At 71.7% G+C, this 16,074-nt stretch carries 15 protein-coding genes; 7 read left to right on the top strand and 8 right to left on the bottom strand.

Annotated features, from left to right (window positions below; all coding sequences use genetic code 11):
- Nucleotides 1-129: 129 nt before the first annotated feature.
- Nucleotides 130-1,173 (bottom strand): LLM class F420-dependent oxidoreductase, encoded by a 1,044-nt coding sequence (locus QWJ41_RS05670; protein ID WP_302706333.1) that lies wholly within the window; start codon nt 1,171-1,173, stop codon nt 130-132.
- 59 nt (nt 1,174-1,232) lie between these two features.
- Here QWJ41_RS05670 and QWJ41_RS05665 point away from each other — a divergent pair, with 59 nt between their 5' ends.
- Genes QWJ41_RS05665 through map form a run of 4 tightly spaced genes read left to right on the top strand, consistent with a single transcriptional unit; the run spans nt 1,233 to nt 5,268 of the window.
- On the top strand, nt 1,233-2,189 hold the full coding sequence (locus tag QWJ41_RS05665) for a Zn-ribbon domain-containing OB-fold protein (RefSeq protein ID WP_302706332.1): 957 nt from the start codon (nt 1,233-1,235) through the stop codon (nt 2,187-2,189).
- A 17-nt stretch (nt 2,190-2,206) separates the two neighbouring features.
- Entirely contained in the window at nt 2,207-3,283 is a 1,077-nt protein-coding gene (locus QWJ41_RS05660) for a thiolase family protein (RefSeq protein WP_302706331.1), read from the top strand.
- A complete protein-coding gene (locus QWJ41_RS05655) occupies nt 3,280-4,443 on the top strand; it encodes a thiolase family protein (RefSeq protein WP_302706330.1) in 1,164 nt (387 codons plus the stop codon). Before QWJ41_RS05660 ends, QWJ41_RS05655 begins: the two co-directional genes overlap by 4 nt.
- Nucleotides 4,444-4,461: 18 nt before the next feature.
- A complete protein-coding gene (map, locus tag QWJ41_RS05650) occupies nt 4,462-5,268 on the top strand; it encodes a type I methionyl aminopeptidase (RefSeq protein ID WP_302706328.1) in 807 nt (268 codons plus the stop codon).
- Nucleotides 5,269-5,298: 30 nt separating this feature from the next.
- On the opposite strand, the gene QWJ41_RS05645 is transcribed toward map, so the two are convergent.
- Both QWJ41_RS05645 and QWJ41_RS05640 read right to left on the bottom strand, forming a co-directional pair.
- The gene (locus QWJ41_RS05645; protein WP_302706327.1) at nt 5,299-6,540 is read right to left on the bottom strand and encodes a cytochrome P450; all 1,242 of its coding nucleotides are present in this window, start codon (nt 6,538-6,540) and stop codon (nt 5,299-5,301) included.
- On the bottom strand, nt 6,537-7,772 hold the full coding sequence (locus QWJ41_RS05640; RefSeq protein WP_302706325.1) for a cytochrome P450: 1,236 nt from the start codon (nt 7,770-7,772) through the stop codon (nt 6,537-6,539). Before QWJ41_RS05640 ends, QWJ41_RS05645 begins: the two co-directional genes overlap by 4 nt.
- 130 nt (nt 7,773-7,902) lie before the next feature.
- Between QWJ41_RS05640 and QWJ41_RS05635 the strand changes: the two genes are divergently transcribed.
- Both QWJ41_RS05635 and QWJ41_RS05630 read left to right on the top strand, forming a co-directional pair.
- Complete coding sequence (locus QWJ41_RS05635; protein WP_302706323.1) at nt 7,903-9,066, top strand: steroid 3-ketoacyl-CoA thiolase; 1,164 nt, start codon at nt 7,903-7,905, stop codon at nt 9,064-9,066.
- 174 nt (nt 9,067-9,240) lie between these two features.
- Complete coding sequence (locus tag QWJ41_RS05630; RefSeq protein WP_302706321.1) at nt 9,241-10,179, top strand: type IV toxin-antitoxin system AbiEi family antitoxin domain-containing protein; 939 nt, start codon at nt 9,241-9,243, stop codon at nt 10,177-10,179.
- Between the two features lie 107 nt (nt 10,180-10,286).
- On the opposite strand, the gene QWJ41_RS05625 is transcribed toward QWJ41_RS05630, so the two are convergent.
- A complete protein-coding gene (locus tag QWJ41_RS05625; RefSeq protein ID WP_302706319.1) occupies nt 10,287-10,937 on the bottom strand; it encodes a hypothetical protein in 651 nt (216 codons plus the stop codon).
- A 65-nt stretch (nt 10,938-11,002) separates the two neighbouring features.
- Here QWJ41_RS05625 and QWJ41_RS05620 point away from each other — a divergent pair, with 65 nt between their 5' ends.
- Complete coding sequence (locus QWJ41_RS05620; protein ID WP_302706317.1) at nt 11,003-12,376, top strand: CehA/McbA family metallohydrolase; 1,374 nt, start codon at nt 11,003-11,005, stop codon at nt 12,374-12,376.
- Between the two features lie 19 nt (nt 12,377-12,395).
- On the opposite strand, the gene QWJ41_RS05615 is transcribed toward QWJ41_RS05620, so the two are convergent.
- From QWJ41_RS05615 to hsaA, 4 genes are read right to left on the bottom strand one after another with little or no spacing between them, the layout of a single operon-like run.
- On the bottom strand, nt 12,396-13,037 hold the full coding sequence (locus QWJ41_RS05615; RefSeq protein ID WP_302706316.1) for a flavin reductase family protein: 642 nt from the start codon (nt 13,035-13,037) through the stop codon (nt 12,396-12,398).
- Between the two features lie 17 nt (nt 13,038-13,054).
- Nucleotides 13,055-13,954 carry an iron-dependent extradiol dioxygenase HsaC gene (gene hsaC, locus QWJ41_RS05610; RefSeq protein WP_302706315.1) on the bottom strand — a complete coding sequence of 300 codons (900 nt, stop codon included), beginning with the start codon at nt 13,952-13,954 and terminating at the stop codon, nt 13,055-13,057.
- Complete coding sequence (gene hsaD / locus QWJ41_RS05605; RefSeq protein WP_302706363.1) at nt 13,951-14,865, bottom strand: 4,5:9,10-diseco-3-hydroxy-5,9,17-trioxoandrosta-1(10),2-diene-4-oate hydrolase; 915 nt, start codon at nt 14,863-14,865, stop codon at nt 13,951-13,953. Before hsaD ends, hsaC begins: the two co-directional genes overlap by 4 nt.
- A gap of 11 nt (nt 14,866-14,876) precedes the next feature.
- Nucleotides 14,877-16,043, bottom strand: a complete 1,167-nt coding sequence (gene hsaA / locus QWJ41_RS05600; protein ID WP_302706314.1) for a 3-hydroxy-9,10-secoandrosta-1,3,5(10)-triene-9,17-dione monooxygenase oxygenase subunit — start codon at nt 16,041-16,043, stop codon at nt 14,877-14,879.
- Between the last annotated feature and the right edge of the window lie 31 nt (nt 16,044-16,074).

Genomic DNA, 16,074 nt, shown 5'->3' with positions numbered 1-16,074 from the left:
GCCGTTGGTCGAGCAGCGAGGGCCGAAGGCTCGAGCGACGCCGAGACCTCGCAACCACACGGCGTACGGCGAGCACGCCACCCACCCAGCTCCTCGCTGGCGCTCGTCACTGCTCGACCAACGACGGGGTCAGGCGAGGAGCTCGGCGACCGAGCGGACCTCCTCGGCGGTGTTCAGGGAGAGCATCAGCGTGGTCACGCCGGTCTCCTCCCACTGCGCAACCCGCTCCTTGACCTCGCCGGTGGTGCCGATGATGTGCATGTCGTCGACGAGCTCGTCGGGGATCAGGGCGGTGGCCTGGTCCTTCTTGCCGGCCAGGTAGAGCTCCTGCACCTCGGCCGCGAGCGACTCGTAGCCCATCCGCACGAAGACCTGGTTGTGGAAGTTCGCCTCCTTGGCGCCCATCCCGCCCATGTAGAGCGCCACGACCGGCTTCATCCCGTCCACGACGCGCTGCTTCTCGTCGGCGTCGGCGACGACCTGGAAGTGGCAGGTCGCGGCGATCTCGAAGTTCTCGCGCGTGCGCCGCGCGCCCTCGCGGGCGAAGCCCTCGTCGAGCCAGGGCCGGTACATGCCGGCCGACTTCGGGGTGTAGAAGATCGGGATCCACCCGTCGGCGATCTCGGCGGTCTGGGCGACGTTCTTGGGCCCCTCGGCGCCCAGCCAGATGGGGATGTCGGCCCGCAGCGGGTGGGTGATCGACTTCAGCGGCTTGCCCAGGCCGACCGACCCCTCGCCGGCGTACGGCAGCGGGTAGTGCGGACCGTCGTTGACCACGGGGCCCTCGCGGCGCAGCACCTGGCGGATGATGTCGACGACCTCGCGGGTGCGCGCCAACGGCTTGGCGAAGGGCTCGCCGTACCAGCCCTCCACCACCTGGGGCCCGCTCACACCCATGCCCAGCACCATCCGGCCACCGCTGAGGTGGTCGAGGGTCAGCGCGTGCATGGCGATCGAGGTGGGGGTGCGCCCCGACATCTGCACGATCGAGGTGCCCAGCCGCACGTTCGTGGTCTCGCGACCCCACCACGCGAGCGGCGTGAAGGCGTCGGAGCCCCAGGCCTCGGCGGTGAAGACCGCGTCGAAGCCCGACTCGTCGGCGGCCCGGACGATCTCGGCGTGGTGGGTGGGCGGCTGTGCGCCCCAGTACCCCAGCTGCAGTCCCAACTTCATGGGCGACAGCCTGCCAGACCCCTTGCACGGAAGATAGAACGTGTTCTACTTTCGTCCTCATGTCGCGCACCCTGTCTGCCCCGGTCACCGTCGCCTTCGACTACACCCGGTCGACCGGCCCGGTCCTGGGCCGCTTCCTGACCGGCCTGCGCGATGGGGTGCTGGTCGCCGGGCGCACCAGCGACGGCGAGGTCGTCGTCCCGCCCCCGGAGTACGACCCGGTGACGCACGCCGCGACCACCGACTTCGTCGAGGTCTCCCCCACCGGCACCGTGGTGAGCTGGTCGTGGGTGGCCGAGCCCGTCGCCGCCCAGCCCTTCGACCGGCCCTTCGCCTTCGTGCTGGTGCTGCTCGACGGGGCCACCAAGCCCTTCCTGCACGCCCTCGACGTGGCCTCGCCGGACGAGGTGTCCACGGGCATGCGGGTCCGGGTCCGCTGGCGCGCCGAGCGCACCGGCGCGATCACCGACATCGAGGGGTTCGAGCCGGTCACCGACCCGGCGCCCCCGGCGCCCGGCCCGCGCAGCACGCTGGACCCGGTCACCGGCGTCGTCACCCCGGTCGCCCTCGACTACACCTACGCCGCCTCCCCCGAGGAGTCGGCGTTCTACCGAGGCCTGGCCGAGGGCCGCATCCTGGGGCAGCGCTGCCCCACCTGCGCCAAGGTCTACGTGCCGCCGCGCAGCGCCTGCCCGGCCGACGGCACCCCCACCACCGACGAGGTCGAGCTGTCGCAGACCGGCACGGTGACGACCTTCTGCATCGTCAACGTGCCGTTCCTGGGCCAGCGGATCACACCGCCGTACGTGTCGGCGTACGTGCTGCTCGACGGAGCCGACATCGCCTTCCTGCACCTGATCCTCGACATCCCCGCCGACCAGGTGCGGATGGGGATGCGGGTCGAGGCCGTCTGGAAGCCCCGCGAGGAGTGGGGCACCACGATCGAGAACATCAGCCACTTCAGGCCGACCGGCGAACCGGACGCCGCCTACGACACCTACAGCCAGCACCTCTGAGCCGGGAAGAGAGACGCATGAGAGACGTCGCCGTCGTCGGGTTCGCCCAGCGACAGATGCAGGAGTTCGACGGGTCCCCCACGTGCGTGGAGCTGCTCGTGCCGCTCTTCGCGGAGTGCTACGAGCAGACCGGCTGGAGCCGGCGCGACATCGGCTTCTGGTGCTCCGGCTCCTCCGACTACCTGGCCGGCCGCTCGTTCTCGTTCGTGCAGGCCGTCGACGCGATCGGGGTGATCCCGCCGGTCAACGAGTCGCACGTCGAGATGGACCTGGCCTGGGCGGTCTACGAGGCGTGGCTGAAGATCCAGACCGGCGAGGTCGACACCGCGCTGGTCTACGCCTTCGGCAAGAGCTCGGCCGGCCTGCTGCGGCGCACCCTGGCCCTGCAGCTCGAGCCCTACACGATGACGCCGTTGTGGCCCGACACCGTGTCGCTGGCCGGGCTGCAGGCCCGCGCCGGCCTCGACGCCGGGCTCTGGGACGAGCAGGCCATGGCCGAGGTCGCCAACCGCTCGCTCACCGACGCCGAGAAGAACGAGTACGCCGTGCGCAAGGGCGGCTCCTCGGTCGCCGACCTCCTCTCCCGCCCCATGTACGCCGACCCGTTGCGCAAGCACGACTGCGCGCCGGTCACCGACGGGGCGGCCGCGATCGTGCTGGCCGCCGGCGACCGGGCCCGCGAGGTGCGGGACCGGCCCGCGTGGCTGAGCGGCATCTCCCACCACGTCGACCCGATGAGCATGGGCACCCGCGACCTGACCCGCTCGCCCTCGACGGCGCGCTCGGGCGCTGCGCTCGACCTCGACGGGGTCGACCTCGCCGAGCTGCACGCGCCGTTCAGCCACCAGGAGCTGGTGCTGCGCCGCGAGCTGGGACTGGGCGACGACGTACGGATCAACCCCTCGGGCGGTGCCCTGACCAGCAACCCGATGTTCTCGGCCGGTGGCATCCGGATCGGCGAGGCCGCCAGGCGGGTCTGGGCCGGGGAGTCCGACAAGGCGGTGGCCCACGCCACCAGCGGCCCGGCGCTGCAGCAGAACCTCGTGTGCACCCTGGATGCCTCGACGGGCTCGACCGACGGAGGAGACCGATGAGCAAGCAGCCAGCCGCCGTGATCGGGGTGGGCCAGACCCACCACCGCGCCAAGCGGGACGACGTGTCGATGGCCGGGCTGTGCCGCGAGGCGATGGACCGGGCCCTCGAGGACGCCGGCCTCACGCTCGACGAGATCGACGCGATCGTCGTCGGCAAGGCCCCCGACCTCTTCGAGGGCGTGATGATGCCCGAGCTGTTCCTGGCCGAGGCCCTGGGCGCGGCCGGCAAGCCGCTGCTGCGGGTGCACACCGCCGGCTCGGTCGGCGGGTCCACCGCGATCGTGGCGGCCTCGCTGGTGCAGGCCGGGGTGCACAAGAAGGTGCTCACGGTCGCCTACGAGAAGCAGTCGGAGTCAAACGCGATGTGGGCGCTCTCGGTGCCGGTGCCCTTCAACATGCCCGTGCACGCCGGGGCGGGCGGCTACTTCGCCCCGCACGTGCGCTCCTACATCCGCCGCTCGGGCGCACCCACCCACGTCGGGGCGGTCGTGGCGGCCAAGGACCGCACCAACGCGCTGCGCAACCCCTACGCCCACCTGCACAACGAGGGCACCACCGTGGAGTCGGTGCTGGCCTCGCAGATGCTGTGGGACCCGATCCGCTACGACGAGACCTGCCCGTCCTCCGACGGTGCCTGCGCGCTGGTGATCGTCGACGAGGACGTCGCCGCCTCCTCGCCCAACCCGGCCTGGATCCACGGCACCGCCATGCGCTCGGAGGCGACCACGGCGGCCGAGCGCGACCAGGTCAACCCGCAGGCCAGCCGCGACGCCGCCGCCTCGCTGTGGAAGCAGGCCGGCATCACCTCCCCCATCGACGAGATCGACGTCGCCGAGATCTACGTGCCGTTCAGCTGGTTCGAGCCGATGTGGCTGGAGTCGCTCGGCTTCGCCGAGGAGGGCACCGGCTGGAAGCTCACCGAGTCGGGCGAGACCGCCATGGACGGCCGGCTCCCGGTGAACTGCTCGGGCGGGGTGCTCTCGTCGAACCCGATCGGCGCCTCCGGCATGCTGCGCTTCGGCGAGGCGGCGCTGCAGGTGCGCGGGGCGGCCGGGGAGCACCAGGTCGACGGGGCCCGGCGGGCCCTGGGCCACGCCTACGGCGGCGGCTCGCAGTTCTTCTCGATGTGGGTCGTGGGCGCGGAGAAGCCCCAGCACTGACGCCGTAGGCTCGGTTGCATGATCGAGCTGCGCACGCCCACCCAGATCGAGCAGATGCGTCCCGCGGGACGCTTCGTGGCCGATGTCATCACCCGGCTCTCCGAGGTCGCCGACGTCGGCATGAACCTGCTCGAGCTCGACGCGATCGCCCACCGGATGATCCGGGAGCGCGGTGCGGAGTCCTGCTACATCGACTACCACCCCTCCTTCGGCGCCTCACCCTTCGGCAAGGTGCTGTGCACCTCGGTCAACGACGCGGTGCTGCACGGCCTGCCGCACGACTACGTGCTCGCCGACGGTGACCTGCTCAGCGTCGACTTCGCCGCCAGCGTCGACGGCTGGGTCTCCGACTCGGCCTTCAGCATGGTGGTCGGCACGCCGCGCCCCGAGGACCTGCACCTGATCGAGGTCACCGACCGGGCGCTGGCCGCCGGCATCGCCGCCACCACGGTCGGCAACCGGATCGGCGACATCTCGGCCGCCATCGGCGAGGTGGCCCGGGCCGGGGGGCTGAAGGTCAACCTGCAGTTCGGCGGCCACGGCGTGGGGCGCACGATGCACGGCGACCCGCACGTGCCCAACGACGGGCGGCCCGGTCGCGGCTTCAAGCTCAAGCCGGGGCTGGTCATCGCGATCGAGCCGTGGTTCGTGCACACCACCGACGAGATCTACACCGACGCCGACGGCTGGACCATCCGCAGCGCCGACGGCGCCCGCGGCGCCCACATGGAGCACACCGTCGCGGTCACCGAGGACGGCCCGCTGGTGCTGACCGCGCGCGACGACGCCCGCGACCGCCGGGGGGAGCAGGTCGCGGGCGCCTGACCGGGCGGCTCGCGCTGGTCGGCCGGGGCGTCAGGCGTAGGCCACGCCCAGCTCCTTGATGCCGTTGATCCAGCTGTGCCGCAGCCGGCGCTCCTGCTCGGTGCGCCGGATGTGCGGAGCGTGCTCGGCGAGCGCGTCGAAGATCACCCGCACCTCGAGGCGGGCCAGGTTGGCACCGATGCAGTAGTGCGCCCCGTGGCCGCCGAAGGACAGGTGCGGGTTGGGGTCGCGGGTGATGTCGAAGGTGAACGGGTCCTCGAACACGTCCTCGTCGAAGTTCGCACTGGCATAGAACAGCCCCACCCGCTGGCCCTTGCGCACCGGCACGCCGCCGACCTCCACGTCACGCAGCGCGGTGCGCTGGAAGACGCTGACCGGGGTCGCCCAGCGGATCACCTCGTCGACCATCGTCTCCGGGCGCTCGCGCTTCCACAGCTCCCACTGCTCGGGGTTGTCCAGGAAGGCGGCCATGCCGTGCGAGATGGCGTTGCGGGTGGTCTCGTTGCCGGCGACGGTGAGCAGGATGACGAAGTAGCCGAACTCGTCGTCGGTCAGCCCGCGTCCCTCCTTCTCGGCGGTGAGCAGCTTGGTGATCAGGTCGTCGCGCGGCTCCGCACGCCGGGCGGCGGCCAGGCCCATGGCGTAGCCGAGGATCTCGGCGGCGGCCACGTCGGGCTCGCCCTGGTAGTCGGGGTCGTCGGAGGCCAGCATCTCGTTGGACCAGTCGAAGAGCTTGCGCCGGTCCTCCTGCGGTACGCCGATCAGGTCGGCGATGGCCTGCAGCGGCAGCTCGGCCGCCACCTCCTCGACGAAGTTGCCGCTGCCCCGCTCGACGGCGTCGCGGACGATCTGCCCGGCGCGCTGCTCCATGATCTCCCCGAGCCGTGCGATCGAGCGGGGCGTGAAGCCGCGCGAGATGATCTGGCGGGTGGAGGTGTGCTCGGGGGCGTCCTGGTTGATCAGGATGACGCGCTGCATCTCCACCTGCTCGCGCTGCATCCCCTCGGTGAAGCGGATGATGGCGCCGTTCTCGGAGGCCGAGAAGTCCTTGCTGTTCTTGGAGACCGCCGCGACGTCGGCGTACGCCGACAGCGCCCAGTAGCCGGTCCCGGACTCGACCGACATGCCGTCGCGCGACGACTGCGGCTGCTCGACCCAGTGCACCGGCTCGTGGCGGCGCAGCGCTCGGAACTGCTCGTGCGGCACGCCCTCCCAGACCAGGTCGGGGTCGGTGGGGTCGAAGGTCGCCGGGACCAGGCCGTCGACGCTCATCGGTAGGACACCCGGAGGTCCTTGACGCCGTTGACCCAGCCGCTGCGCAGCCGGTCGGGCTCCCCGAGCTGGCGGATCTGCAGGCCGCGGTCGGCGATGGCGTTGAACATCAGGTCGACCTCCATGCGGGCCAGGTTGGCGCCGATGCAGTAGTGGGCGCCGTGCCCGCCGAAGGCCTGGTGCGGGTTGGGGTCGCGGGTGATGTCGAAGGTGAAGGGGTCCTCGAACACGTCCTCGTCGAAGTTCGCGCTGGCGTAGAGCAGCCCGACCCGCTCCCCCTTCGGCACCACGACACCGCCGATCTCGACGTCGCGCAGCGCGGTGCGCTGGAAGGCGGTGATCGGGGTGGCCCAGCGGATGATCTCGTCGGTCGCGGTGCGCGGGCGCTCCCGGCAGAAGAGCTCCCACTGGGCGGGGTCGGCCATGAACGCGTGCTGGCCCCAGGTGATGGCGTTGCGGGTGGTCTCGTTGCCGGCCACCGCGAGCAGGATCATGAAGAAGCCGAACTCGTCGTCGGTCAGGCCGCGCCCGTCGACGTCGGCGCTGATCAGCCGGGTGACGATGTCCTCGCGCGGGTGCTGGCGCCGGTCGTCGGCCAGCGCCATGGAGTAGGCGAGGATCTCGGCGAAGGCCACCATCTGGTCGCCCTCGACCTCCGGGTCGTCGTACGACATCAGCTGGTTGGACCACTCGAAGAGCCGGCCACGGTCCTCCTGCGGCACGCCGAGCAGGTCGGCGATGGCCTGCAGCGGCAGCTCGGCGGCGACGTCCTCGACAAAGTTGCCCTCGCCCTTGGCGATCGCGTCGTCGACGATCTTCTCGGCCCGCGCCTTGAGGCTGTCGTGCAGGGCGTTGATGGCGCGCGGGGTGAACGCGCGCGAGACGATCTGGCGCAGCTTGGTGTGGTCGGGCGCGTCGTTGTTGATCAGCAGGAAGCTCGAGCCCTCGACCTCGTCGCGGGTCATCTCCGGGCCGAAGCGGATGATGACGCCGTTTTCGCGGGTGGAGAAGTCGGTCTGGTTCTTCGAGACCGCTGCCACGTCGGCGTGCCGGCTCACCGCCCAGAAGCCCTCGTGGTCGGGGAACCCGGCGCGGGCCTCCGCCCGCTGCGGGACGAAGGAGACCGGGGCGGTGCGGCGCAGGCGCAGCAGCTCCTCGTGCGGCACCCCGGCCGCCAGGGTGTCGGGGTCGGTGGGGTCGAAGACCGTGTCGCGGGTGTCGAGCTGGGTCACTGGCACTTCTCCATCGTGGCGGCGGGTGGAACGTGTTCTAGTGAGAGAGGCTACATACCGGCAGTACGTCGCACTAGCCGTCCGGCGAGATTTGTTTGTGCAGAGTGAGAACGTGTTCTAGTTTTCTCCCATGGGCACCCCAGTGATCATCGACGCCGTCCGCACCCCCCTCGGCAAGCGCAACGGCTGGCTCGCCGGCGTGCACCCCGCGCAGCTGCTCGGCTTCGTGCAGCGCCAGGTCATCGCGCGTGCCGGCATCGACGCCGACCTCGTCGAGCAGGTCGTCGGCGGCTGCGTCACCCAGGCCGGCGAGCAGTCCAACGACATGGTCCGCCGGGCCTGGCTGCACGCCGGCCTGCCCCAGCACACCGGTGGCACCGCCATCGACGCCCAGTGCGGCTCGGGCCAGCAGTCCGCCCACCTGGTCGCCGACATGGTCGCGGCCGGCACCATCGACGTCGGGATCGCCTGCGGCGTCGAGGCGATGTCGCGCATCCCCCTCGGCGCCAACGTGCCGGCCGGGATGGGCGACCCGCGCCCCGCCGACTGGACGATCGACATGCCGAACCAGTTCGAGGCCGCCGACCGGATCGCGCGGCACCGAGGGCTGGGCCGCGCCGACCTCGAGGCGTTCGGGCTCGCCAGCCAGCAGAAGGCCCGCGTCGCGGTCGACGAGGGGCGCTTCAAGCGCGAGATCGCGGCGTACGACGCGCCGGTGCTGGGTGAGGACGGCTCCCCCACCGGCGAGACCCGCCTGGTCGACACCGACCAGGGCCTGCGCGAGACCACGCTCGAGGGGCTCGCCGGGCTGCGCACCGTGCTGCCCGACGGGCTGCACACCGCCGGCACCTCCTCACAGATCTCCGACGGCGCCTCGGCGGTGCTGATCATGGACGAGGCGAAGGCGCGCGCCCTCGGGCTGCGCCCGCGCGCCCGGATCGTCACGCACTGCCTGGTCGGCTCCGACCCCTACTTCCACCTCGACGGGCCGATCGAGGCCACCCAGCGGGTGCTCGACCGCACCGGCATGACGATCCCCGACATCGACCTCTTCGAGGTCAACGAGGCCTTCGCCTCGGTCGTGCTGTCGTGGGCCGGCCAGCACCACGTCGACATGGACAAGGTCAACGTCAACGGCGGCGCCATCGCCCTGGGCCACCCCGTCGGCTCCACCGGCACCCGCCTGATCACCACCGCCCTGCACGAGCTCGAGCGCCGCGAGCTCTCCACCGCCCTCGTCTCCATGTGCGCCGGCGGCGCCATGGCCACCGGCACCCTCCTCGAGCTCATCTGAGCTCGGCCCCCCGGGAGTTTTATCGGCCGGCCGACGAATCTGGCGGGCGGACGATGAAGTTTCATCGGCCACCCACGTGGTTCATCGGCCGGCCGATGAAACTCTCCGGGCTGGTTGTCCACAGGCTCGCGATCGGCAGGTGCGGGCGATCGGTCCACGGGACAGGCTCGGCACATGATGATCAAGCCTGCGACCGACGACCTGGGCGTGGTGCTGCGCCGCGACCTGGTCGCGACCGGGGTCCACGACAACGCCATCGCCCGACTGGTGCGCGTGGGCACTCTGGTGCGCCTGCGGCACGGCGTGTACGCCGATGCACGACGGTGGGCGGCCGCCTCGAAGGTCGACCGGCACCGGATGCTGAGCCGCGGTGTCATGCGGCTCTACGACGATGACGTCGCACTGTCCCACGTGAGCGCCGCCCTGGCGTACGGCGCACCCGACCACGGTCTCCCTCTCGACGAGGTCCATCTCACCGAGCTCTCCCGCGCCGGGGAGCGTGTGCAGGCGAAGGTCCGCCACCACCGAGGCAGCTGTCGAGAGGACGAGGTGGTGCTGCGTGATGGTCACAAGATCACCGCGCCCGCGAGGACGGCGCTCGACACGGCCGCACTGGTCGAGCGCGACGCGGCCGTGTGCGTCCTCGACTGGTTCTACCAGCAGAAGCTGACCGACCCCGAGGAGCTGCGTCGTGAGCTGCGCACCCGCAGCGTGTGGAGCGACCACCTCGACCTGACCCTCAAGCTCGGGTACGCCCGGGTCGGGTCCGAGAGCGTCGGTGAGTCCCTGGCACGACTGGCCTTCCTCGATGCCGGGCTGCCGGAGCCCGTGCTGCAGCACGAGGTCCGCGACGACCGGGGCTGGCTCATCGGCAGGGTGGACTTCGCATGGCCCGAGCAGCGGTTGATCGTCGAGTTCGACGGCCGGGAGAAGTACCACTCCATGCGCCGCGACGGCGAGAGCATCGAGGAGATGGTGCTGCGCGAGAAGACGCGCGAGGACCGGCTGCGGGAGGCGACGGGCTGGACCGTCATCCGCATCACCTGGGCCGACCTGCACCACCCTGGACGTCTGCTCGCGCGGCTGACCCGCTACCTGGCGCCCGTCGCTTGACGTCGTACGGCATTGGCCGTCGACGAAACTGGTGGCTGGCCGATGAAGCTTCATCGGCCACCCAGGAGTTTTGTCGGCCGGCCGACAAAACTCCCGCGCGGGCGGCCTCAGGAGGGGCGGTAGCCGGAGGGGACGGACCAGCTCCCACCGGCGGCGCGCAGCTGGTCGTAGATGTCGTACTCGGGCGCGTAGTGCTCGAGGAGGCGGGTGCGGGTGGTGTCGGAGAGGGCGGCGGTCGCGGTCGAGGTCGACCAGTTCTTGGTGACCAGGTCGACCTGCTGGCCCAGCTGCTGGGCGATCCACGACTGCCACACGTCGGCGGCCTCGAGCGCGAAGATGCGGTCGACGCCGATGGTCAGGTCGTCGTCGAGGGCCACGAAGCGGGCCTGGCGCCCGGTGATCCCGCCCGGGGCGCCGTCGATGTGGGCGGCCACGAAGTCGTCGAAGCTGGTCTCGCCGGTCCACTTGCCGTCGGCCTTGTCCTGCAGGGCCGGGCGCTGGCGGTAGCGCCACCACGACTCCAGCCACGACACCGGCTCGCGGAAGAGCGTCACCAGCTCGTAGTCGCTGCGCTCGTAGCCCGCGCCCTGCAGCACCGGCACCATCCGGTTGGTGAAGGTGCGGCAGTTCATGTGCTTGAGCCGCGGGTTGACCCGCATCAGGATCTCGGCGTGGCCCTTGAGCGTGGTGACCAGCGTCGTCGAGGCGCACTTGGGCATCGACAGCATCACGAACCCGTGGGCAGGCAGAGCGATCACGTGCCCGAACCTACCGTTCACCCGCCCGACCGGAACCGGACGCCCCCGCATGCGTTGATACGACCATGTGCGACGACCACCACGCGCCCCACCACGCGCCCCACCACGCGCCCCACCGTGAGCTCACCACCCCGGACCACGCCACCCGCGCCCGCCTGACCCGCCGCAGCACGCTGGCCGCCGCAGGGGCCGGGCTGCTGGTGGCCGGCGCGGCCGGGACCCGCACCGGCGCGGCCGCCGCCCCGGGCAGCCCGGCCGCCCGGGCGGGCGCCTCCCGCACCTCGCGGCTGACCCGCGGCACCCACCTCGTGCACGCCGACCTGCACAACCACACGCTGCTCAGCGACGGCGACGGCGACCCGGCGGCGGCGTTCGACTCGATGCGCGAGGCCGGCCTCGACGTGGCGGCCCTGACCGACCACGCCACGCTCTCCGACAACCTGCTCGGCGACGTGCTCACCGACCTCCTGCCCCCGGAGTACACCCAGGCCGCCGGGCTCACTCCGCGCGGCTGGCGCGCCACCGGTGCGTACGCCGACGCCGCCGACGTCGACGGTGCGTTCACCGCGATCCGCGGTTTCGAGTGGTCCGAGCCGCTGGTCGGCCACGTCAACGTCTGGTTCAGCGAGCACTACACCGACGTGCTGCGGGCGGGCCTGATGCAGCCGCTGCTCGAGTGGCTGCGCCGCGAGCCCGGGCTGGTGCTCGACGGCGGCGCGGGCGCGCTGGCCGGCTTCAACCACCCCGGCCGCGAGCCCGGACGCTTCCAGGAGTTCGTGTACGACGCCCGCGTGCGCGACCAGGTCGTGGGCCTGGAGATGTTCAACCGCCGCGACGACTACCTCTTCGAGGGCTTCGCCGACGGCCGCGAGTCGCCGCTGTGCGTGTGCCTCAACAACGGCTGGCGCACCGGCATCACCGGCGTCACCGACGAGCACGGCACCGACTGGGGCTTCCCCGAGGGCAAGGGCCGCACCGGGCTGTGGGTGCGCGACCACAGCCGCCAGGGCGTGAAGCGGGCGATGCGCCAGCGCCGGTTCTTCGCCACCCGCACCTCCGGGCTGCGCCTCGACGCCACCGCTGCCACGCGTCAGGGCGCCCCGGTGCGGATGGGCTCGGTCGTCACCCTCCCCCGCCGCGGTCGTACGACGCTGACGCTGCGCCTGGACCTGGCGCGGGACCGGTCGTGGCGCGGGCGTCGCCTGGCCGCGCAGGTGCTGCGCCCCGGCACCGACGCCCCTCTGGTGGCCGACGTGGTCGACTTCGAGGTCGGCCCGCTGCTGGAGCTGCGGGTGCCGGTCGACCTGGCCGACGGCGACTGGCTGCTGGTGCGCGTCTCCGACCCGGACCAGCCCAACGCGACCCCGGGCCCCGAGGGGCACCCGTGCAACGACCTGGGGATCGCCTACACCAGCCCGTGGTGGCTGGAGACCCGCTGAGACGCCGCAGGGGGAACGCTCAGTCGGGCGCGGTGGTGCGGTACTGGCCGCGGAAGAACAGCAGCGGGTCGGACCCCTCGGCGCCGACCTGCAGGTCGAGGGCACGCCCGATCACCACGTAGTGGTCGCCGGCCTCGTGCACGGCGTGCACGGTGCAGTCGATGTGCGCCAGGGTGCCGGTGAGCACCGGCGACCCGGTGTGCCGCGAGGGCGTCCAGTCGACGCCGGCGAACTTGTCGACGCCGCGGCTGGCCATCTGGTTCGACAGCCCGGCCTGCTCGGCGGAGAGGACGTTGACGCAGAAGCGCCCGGCGCGCTGGATCATCGGCCAGGCGCGGGAGGTCTTGGCCGGCACGAACATCACCAGCGGCGGGTCGAGCGAGACGCTGGAGAACGACTGGCAGGTCATCCCGACCGGCTCGTCGCCGCTCATGGTGGTGACCACGGTGACGCCGGAGCCGAACTGGCTCAGCACGTCGCGGAAGCGGCGGGCCGCCGCGGCCGCGGCGGGGTCGTCGCCGGGCACGGCGACGTCGTCGCCGGGGCCCAGGTGCAGGTCGTAGACCGAGTCGCCGAGCCAGGACTCGATCAGCTCGGGGCTGGGCCAGGTCTCCCGCGCGTCGGGGTTCATCCCCTCGGGGATCTGGGGCTGCTGCGACATGGTCTCGACCTTAGACATCACTGCCCACCCGAGAAGTCGTGCCCCCAGTAGGAGACGGCCGTCGACTCGCGCGCCACCCAGCGCGCGTCGTCGACCTGGAGGCCGTCGGTGCCGTACTCGATGTCGAAGCCGCCGGGCGAGCGGACGTAGAAGGAGACCATCTCGTCGTTCATGTGCCGGCCCAGGGTCGCCGAGAGCGGCGCACCGTGCTTGCGCACCCGCTCCAGCGCGCGACCGACGTCGTCGAGCTCCTCGACCTCGAGCATGATGTGCACGCAGCGCGCCGGGTTGGGCATCGGCAGGAACGCCAGCGAGTGGTGGCGCGGGTTGACCCCGAGGAAGCGCAGCCACACCTTCGAGCCGGGCTCCCTGCCGACGAACTCGCCGGGCATGCTCATCGAGTCGCGCAGCCGGAAGCCGAGCACCTCGGAGTAGAAGCGCAGCGCCTCGACGTCGTCGTCGACCGGCACCACGATGTGGCCCATCCCCTGGTCGCCCGTCACGAAGCGGGCGCCGTACGGCGTCACGACGGGCCGCGACTCGTAGGTGATGCCGTGGAAGAGCTCGAAGACGTTGCCGAAGGGGTCCTCGAAGCGCACCAGCTCCTGGACCCGGCGCTCGTCGAGCTCCTCCGCGCTGCCCTCCTCGTAGGCGACGCCGGCCTCCTTGAGGTGCTCCCTGCCAGCCTGCAGGGCCTGGTGGTCGGCGACCTCCCAGCCGGTGCAGGCGAGCTGGTCGACGTCGGCGGGCACCACGACCAGGCGCGCGGAGACGGCGTCGATGCGGAAGTAGAGGTGGTCGGGGTGCGGCCCGCGCCCCTCGGCGAGGCCCAGCACCTTGGTGGCGAAGTGGCGCCACTGGTCGAGGTCGGTGCTGGCCACGCGCACGTAGCCCATGGACCGGATGTCGATGCTCACGAGCGGGCTCTCTCCTGGTGGCGGGCGAGGAAGGCGGTGGCCACCTCGCGGAACTCCTCGGCGGCCTCGATCTGGGCCCAGTGGCCGCAGTTCGGGAAGACGTGCAGGCTGGCGCGCGGGATCAGCTTGAGCGCGGCCATCGCCCCGTCGAGCGGGTTGACCCGGTCCTCACGGCCCCAGGTCAGCAGGGTGTGCTTGCGCAGCCGGTGCGCCTCGCGCCACAGCATGCCGTCCTCGGCGGTCTCGGGGTTCCAGAAGGACATCCCCATCGAGCGCATCGCCTCCTGCGCGCCGGGCGCGGTGGCGTCGGCGTACCGCGCGGCGACGAGCTCGTCGGTGACCAGCGACTGGTCCACGACCATGGTCGAGATGAAGGCGCGCAGCCGCTCGGGGGTCGGGTCGGCGCCGAACTCCATCAGCCGCTGCACCCCCTCGGTCGGGTCGGCGTGGAAGAGGTTGAGCGACAGCCCGCCGGGGCCCATCAGCACGAGCCGGCCGACCCGGTCGGGGTAGGACAGCGCCAGCCGCATCGCCGTGCCGCCACCGAGGCTGTTGCCGAGCAGGTGCACCCGCTCGATGCCGAGCTCGTCGAGCAGGGCGACCACGGCGTCGGCGGCGAAGCGGTAGTAGTTGCCGACCACGGCCGGCTTGTCGGAGCCGCCGAAGCCGGGCTGGTCGACCAGGATCGTGCGGAACGACTGTGCGAACCCGGGCAGGGCGGGGCCGAAGTTCGACCACGACGAGGCGCCGGGCCCGCCGCCGTGCAGCATCACCAGCGGCAGCCCGGCGCCCACGTCACCCTCCCCGCCGGCCTCCCCCGCCTCGTAGTAGCTCAGGGCGATCTCGCCGGCCGCCTCGGTGCGCACCGTCGCGGTACGACGTGCGGACTCCTGGGTCACCTCGCCCACCATGCTCGCCACGCTCAGTACATCCCCGGGTCGACCTTGTGGCCGAACTCGTGGGCACCGAACATCTGCAGGGCGCGCTCGGGGTCGTTGGCGGCGTGCACGCGACCGGCGTGCGCGTCGCGCCAGGCCCGCTGGAGGTAGGTGCCCTGGGCCAGCGCCCGGCCGCCGGAGGCCTCGAACAGCTCGTCGATGGCGTCGATGGCGCGCTGCGAGCCGATGACCTGGTCGCGGCGCACCTTCAGGCGCAGGCGCAGCGGGATCTGCTCGCCGCGGGCCACGTGGGCCTGCTCCTCGCGGATGTTGCCGACCAGCAGTGCCCAGGCGGCGTCGATCTCGCTGGAGGCGCGGGCGATGCGGACCATCGCGAAGGGGTCCTTGGACGCCTTCTCCCCCAGGTACGCCGCGCGGCTGCGCTGCTGCTGCATCTCGACGTGCTCGGCGTAGGCCCCCATCGCCATCCCGATGATCGGGGTGGTGATGGTGCCGGTGAAGATCGAGTGGAAGGGCAGCTTGTAGAGGTCGCTGGTGTTCTGCTCCTGGCCCGGGCCGCGGCACGAGCCGGTCTCGCCCATCGACAGCGTGAACGCCTGGGGCACGAAGACGTCGTCGACGACGATGTCGTTGGAGCCGGTGCCCGAGAGCCCGACCATGTGCCACACGTCGTTGATCGTGTAGTCAGAGCGCGGGACCATGAAGGTCTTGAAGTCCACCACGTTGCCGTCGGCGTCGAAGACCAGGCCGCCGAGCAGCACCCAGCTGCAGTGGTCGGCGCCGGAGGAGAAGCTCCACTTGCCCGAGAGCCGGTAGCCGCCGTCGGTGACGACGGCCTTGCCGGTCGGGGCGTAGGAGGAGGAGAGCCGCGTGGCGGTGTCCTCGCCCCAGACCGCCTGCTGCGCCTCGTCGGCGAAGAGCGCGACCTGCCAGGGGTGCACGCCCACGACGCTGCTGACCCACCCGGTCGACCCGCAGGCCGAGGCGATGTCGCGCACTGCGGTGTAGAAGTCGACGGGGTCGGCCTCGAAGCCGTCGAAGCGGCGCGGCTGCAGGAGCTTGAAGAAGCCGGTCTCCTCGAGCTCCTTGATGTTGGCGTCGGGGACCACGCGGAGACGCTCGGCCTCGTCCGCGCGCTCCCGGAGGCCCGGGAGCAGGTCGCGCACGCCGTCGAGAACAGCCTGGGTCATCACAATCTCCTGTCGGTGGAACGTGTTCCAC

It is taken from the genome of Nocardioides cremeus (assembly GCF_030518195.1).
Classification (GTDB): Bacteria; Actinomycetota; Actinomycetes; order Propionibacteriales; family Nocardioidaceae; genus Nocardioides; species Nocardioides cremeus.
The sequence above is the reverse complement of the archived record's forward strand: the minus strand, read 5'-3'. Positions and strand labels throughout refer to the sequence as shown.